Raw genomic sequence first — 4635 nt, 5'->3', positions numbered from 1 at the left:
CCAGCAACAGCCAGCACTATCAGTATTGATATGATTCTGGATGAAAAAAGTAAAGAACTGTTCACTGAAGGTCAGCGTTATTTTGATATGCTGCGCTTAGGAAAACCAATTACATTCAATGATGATTTTAATGGCTTACCTATTTCAAAAAGAGATAAAACAATTGACGTTACATTTGATAGAATTGTTTTACCAATTCCAGAGAATGAAATCAATGCCAACCCTGGACTTGCAGCACAACAAAACCCTGGTTATTAAAACTGAATACGTAACCAGAGTTTAATATTTCAAAGCCTGAAAAATCTTAGATTTTTCAGGCTTTTTTTATGATCATCATCCAGCACATCTCAAAAAATGATTCGTTTAAATTCGATTTACTTTTATAATTGCCTTTATCAATACTGAAAAAAGTCCCTGTTTTTTAAAATTTAAATTGCTTATTACATTGAAAAACAATATGTTTGATGTTAACTTACACACAACAAAGTAAACTTAATAGGTATTAATTAAACCCCAAAATCATGAAAAAAATAACATTGGTATGTTTAATTTTCGCTTTCATTAGTTGCAAAAAAGAAGGTAAAAATCAAGAATCTATAAAAGACGAAGTTTCCACTGAAAAATCACGTTCTGAAGTAAAAACAGTCAATGAGACAACAAGTAGTTCCCTTGGTATTATTGAACCGGTCAAATGGTTTACAGAAGTCAATAAATTGTCTGAAACAGACTATGAATTAATTATGGTGGCAGATATTGATCCAGGTTTTTATTTATATTCTCAAGTTGTTCCCGATAATGGGCCATTGCCCACCGTTTTTATTTTTGAAAATAGCGACGATTATGAGTTGATTGGAAAAGTATCAGAAGAAGAAGGACGCACAACTCATGATCCTATTTTTGATATGGACATCAAATCTTTTGAGAAAAAAGCAGTTTTCAAACAATTAATCAAAGTAAAAACCAGCAATTTTAAAATTGTCGGAGAGATTGAATTTATGGCTTGCAACGATTCACAATGCCTTAACGGTTATGGGGATGTCGCATTTGAAATTTAAGTTTAACCATTAATTTAACTTTCGTTTAAGTAGATATCGACTTCCCATTTTGTTGAATTTCTATTTTCTAAATCGGATTTTATGGAACCTAATTCCAATAAAGTAGAATATTGCTAAATAAGCTATTAAAAGTAAACTCCCCAAAATCCATCCCATTGTGCCCATGCTAAAAACAAATCCAAAAAAATAGGTTTGAATACTTTCAATTGGCTTTAAAGCTACCGGAACGTTGTCAGGTTTTGATGAAATATCAATTAAAAATAGCAGTATAACGTATCCTACAAAAACAGCTAAACATCCAGAAATAGTTTTGTTTTTTTTCATGATTGATATGTTCTACAAATATTTTTTATAAAGATTATTGAGTACTTTTAAATCATAATCCGTTAACGTTGAATCCACTTCAGTTTGAATAAAATGGAGTTTGAAAGCTTTGATGGCGGCCGGTAAATCGCTTATATTATAACCAATAATTTTTAAAGCAATTTTTGGATCTACATCTATTAATGGTTGCGGTATTGGGATTTCTTGATTTTCAACTTTTAATGAATCATTGATTCTTAACTCTATTTCTTGAGGGATTTCTATATCCAACACAGGATCTATTATCGGAATTTCATCATGCCACAAACCAAAACCTTCTTTGGCTAATTCTCTCCAAGGAAAAGTTCTATTAGGATCATTTTTTCTAGTGGGAGCAATGTCCGAATGACCAATAAAATTGGCCGTCGGAATTTTATATTTCTCCTTCAGATCTTTCAATAAATTCAACAAACTTTCAATCTGACGAGGTGAAAACGCTTCAAAACCATTATTGTCCAGTTCGATACCAATAGACGATGAATTTAAATCGGTATTGGAGCCCCATTGGCTATTTCCACCATGCCAAGCGCGATAGAGGTCATTGAGCATCTGGTAAATTTCTCCATTTTTGCCGATGACATAATGTGAACTGACCTGAGTGCGCTCTAAAGTAAATGTTTTAAGTGTTTGCTCAACAGAATCTTGAGCGGTATGATGGATAACCACAATATTTGGACGTCGAAGATTAAAATTGGTCGTTCCCACCCAACGATCGGCATAATTTAAAATGCTTGCTGTACCGGGATGGGGCGGAGGTGTCATCTCTAATTCTTTTGAAAGTACTTTGGTCTGTTTTTTATAAAATTTATTGGTAGGCGCATAAGGATTAGTTGCACACGACAGCATTAGTCCAACCACAGCAACTATAGTAATCATTTTCTTCATTGTTAAATATTTAAAAATTAATAGCAATACAAAAGATGTTAATCTTTTTCTAGTAAGGAACAATAACGTAGCTACACTAAATGTAAACCCGCATTTTTATAACTTTTTAACATTGGGTTTTCCAAATCATAATCGGTCACAACGGTGTCGATCTCATTAAAACTACAAACATCATAATTCAGTGTGACATCGAGTTTATTATAAGTTGCCAAATATACCACGCGTTCTGAAGCTTGGATCATAGCTTTTTTAATTAGCGATACTTCGTAACCTTCATCGGTAATACCTTGTTTAATGCTTAATGCACTCACACCTATAAAAGCAATATCAACCCTTAGTTTTGAAAGGTATTGTATGACATCAATGCCTATAGTTACCATGGAATTTCTGTGAATTTTGCCACCAATAAAAATTGTTTCAATATGGGGATGTTCCGTTAATTGCATGGCAATGGGTAAACTATAGGTGTATATAGTAGCTTTTAAGGTATTGGGCAATAATTTAGCGAGCATCAAATTAGTTGTTCCACCACTCATTATAATGACCATTCCATCTTCAATTAACGGGATGGCTTTGAGTGCGATACGGACCTTATTTTCTCTATTATATATGACATCTTCATTATAATGATAGAGCTTTTGTATGGTGGAAATTGCGCCTCCATGCACTTTAGTCAATAAACCTTGGTCATCTAATTCCTTGATATCTCGTCGTATGGTATCTTCAGAAACCTGTAATTTTTCGGACAAATAACTTGAAGAGACTTTTCTATTAATACTGACTTCATCAATCAATTTTTTTTGACGCTCTTTTTTTTTCATATCAAATTAATTAGCTAAATCAATCATAATGCGTTTGTTTATTAAATACAGGCATAATATTGCGTGTTTTAATATTCAATTGCGCATAATTAGCTAAAATAGTATATATTTGGGGATTGTGGTTTAAAAAACGTCTTCAAATTATAGATTATGGATACTTCTAAACGATTAATGTCATTGGACGTTTTAAGGGGAATGACCATTGCGTTGATGATTCTTGTTAATACGCCAGGCAGCTGGAGTTATATTTACCCACCGTTAAAACATGCCGCATGGCACGGTTGCACACCAACGGATCTGGTATTTCCATTTTTTCTATTTATTGTGGGGATGTCCGTTTATTTTTCATTTAAAAAATATGGCACCAGCTTGTCCAAAGCTGCCACTTCCAAAATAATAAAAAGAACACTTATCATTTTTATAATAGGGCTTTTGCTTAATTTATTTCCCTATTTTAATTTTGAAAAGGTTAGGATCATGGGGGTTTTACAGCGCATAGCGTTGGCTTATGGTGCAGGTGCAATCCTTTGCTTGGCTTTTGAAAAACAAAAACTATTAATTATACTCACCGGCATTTTATTGGGATATTGGGCATTATTATTCTTTGGAGCCGTATCTGATCCGTATTCATTAGAACAGAATGTAGTTGGAAAATTTGATCTTTTTCTTTTCGGAGAACAACATATTTACAAAGGTTTCGGCATTCCGTTTGACCCCGAAGGCTTACTGTCATCTATACCGGCAATTGGCACTGTAATTATTGGTTATCTCATTGGGCAAGTTATTGACATTGAAAAATCGATTACACTAAAAATGAGAAAACTAATGATTTATGGTATTATCATGGTTGCTTTGGGGGCTCTTTGGGCACTTGTTTTTCCAATTAACAAACCATTATGGACAAGCTCTTACGTTTTATATACAGCAGGATTGGGGACCTTGTTTTTAGCTTTTTTAATTTTTATTATTGATTATAAAAAATACCAAACCTGGTCCAAACCATTTGTGCATTTTGGATCCAATCCTTTATTTATTTTTGTGTTTTCAGGATTATATGCAAAAACAATTATCTATCTTATCAAAATACCAGTTGCAGGAAGTTCATCGCCGATGTCCTTATATAATTACATGTTCATAGAATGGTTTGCGCCTGCATTTGGAAATATGAATGGGTCGTTAATGTTTGCCATTAGCCATATCATTGTTTTTTGGTTGATATGTTATGTTCTGTATCGAAATAAAATTTTCATTAAAATATAATTTGATCAATTATTTTACATATCTCAAGAACATTCCAAATAAAGAATAATATAAAAACCTCACCTAAATTCTGATTTGCAGATTTTAAATAACATAAACTAACCACATCAATGAGTGCTACCTTAATTTTAATCATCATCATTTTATATTTTGGAATCTTATTGCTGATTTCACATTTTGTTTCGAAAAACTCAAGCGATGAATCCTATTATACCGGCGATCGTAAATCACCATGGCAAATTGTAGCTTTT

Annotated in this window: 6 protein-coding genes; 3 read left to right on the top strand and 3 right to left on the bottom strand. The window is 32.8% G+C overall.

Annotation, left to right across the window (positions count from 1 at the left end; translation table 11 throughout):
* A partial coding sequence (locus VNJ50_RS03565; RefSeq protein ID WP_325579123.1) for a RagB/SusD family nutrient uptake outer membrane protein occupies positions 1 to 258 on the top strand: 258 nt, incomplete at its 5' end.
* A gap of 263 nt (positions 259 to 521) precedes the next feature.
* On the top strand, positions 522 to 1055 hold the full coding sequence (locus tag VNJ50_RS03560) for a protein-disulfide reductase DsbD domain-containing protein (RefSeq protein ID WP_325579121.1): 534 nt from the start codon (positions 522 to 524) through the stop codon (positions 1053 to 1055).
* 60 nt (positions 1056 to 1115) lie between these two features.
* Here the strand turns inward: VNJ50_RS03560 and VNJ50_RS03555 are convergent, their stop codons facing one another.
* From VNJ50_RS03555 to VNJ50_RS03545, 3 genes are all read right to left on the bottom strand, one after another.
* A complete protein-coding gene (locus VNJ50_RS03555; protein WP_325579119.1) occupies positions 1116 to 1379 on the bottom strand; it encodes a hypothetical protein in 264 nt (87 codons plus the stop codon).
* 12 nt (positions 1380 to 1391) lie between these two features.
* Entirely contained in the window at positions 1392 to 2294 is a 903-nt protein-coding gene (locus tag VNJ50_RS03550; protein ID WP_325579117.1) for an N-acetylmuramoyl-L-alanine amidase, read from the bottom strand.
* A gap of 80 nt (positions 2295 to 2374) precedes the next feature.
* Positions 2375 to 3124: a DeoR/GlpR family DNA-binding transcription regulator gene (locus VNJ50_RS03545; protein ID WP_325579115.1), complete on the bottom strand. Its 750-nt coding sequence runs from the start codon at positions 3122 to 3124 to the stop codon at positions 2375 to 2377.
* Between the two features lie 150 nt (positions 3125 to 3274).
* Between VNJ50_RS03545 and VNJ50_RS03540 the strand changes: the two genes are divergently transcribed.
* Positions 3275 to 4384, top strand: a complete 1110-nt coding sequence (locus tag VNJ50_RS03540) for a DUF5009 domain-containing protein (RefSeq protein WP_325579113.1) — start codon at positions 3275 to 3277, stop codon at positions 4382 to 4384.
* Positions 4385 to 4635 lie beyond the last annotated feature (251 nt).

Source organism: Gelidibacter sp. (genome assembly GCF_035577925.1).
Classification (GTDB): domain Bacteria; phylum Bacteroidota; class Bacteroidia; order Flavobacteriales; family Flavobacteriaceae; genus Gelidibacter.
This window is presented reverse-complemented; position numbering and strand designations above follow the sequence as displayed.

What these genes read in the sequence shown, in the direction of transcription:
- VNJ50_RS03560 (WP_325579121.1), top strand. Translation starts at nt 522, where the DNA reads ATGAAAAAAATAACATTGGTATGTTTAATTTTCGCTTTCATTAGTTGC.
- VNJ50_RS03555 (WP_325579119.1), bottom strand. Translation starts at nt 1,379, where the DNA reads ATGAAAAAAAACAAAACTATTTCTGGATGTTTAGCTGTTTTTGTAGGA.
- VNJ50_RS03550 (WP_325579117.1), bottom strand. Translation starts at nt 2,294, where the DNA reads ATGATTACTATAGTTGCTGTGGTTGGACTAATGCTGTCGTGTGCAACT.
- VNJ50_RS03545 (WP_325579115.1), bottom strand. Translation starts at nt 3,124, where the DNA reads ATGAAAAAAAAAGAGCGTCAAAAAAAATTGATTGATGAAGTCAGTATT.
- VNJ50_RS03540 (WP_325579113.1), top strand. Translation starts at nt 3,275, where the DNA reads ATGGATACTTCTAAACGATTAATGTCATTGGACGTTTTAAGGGGAATG.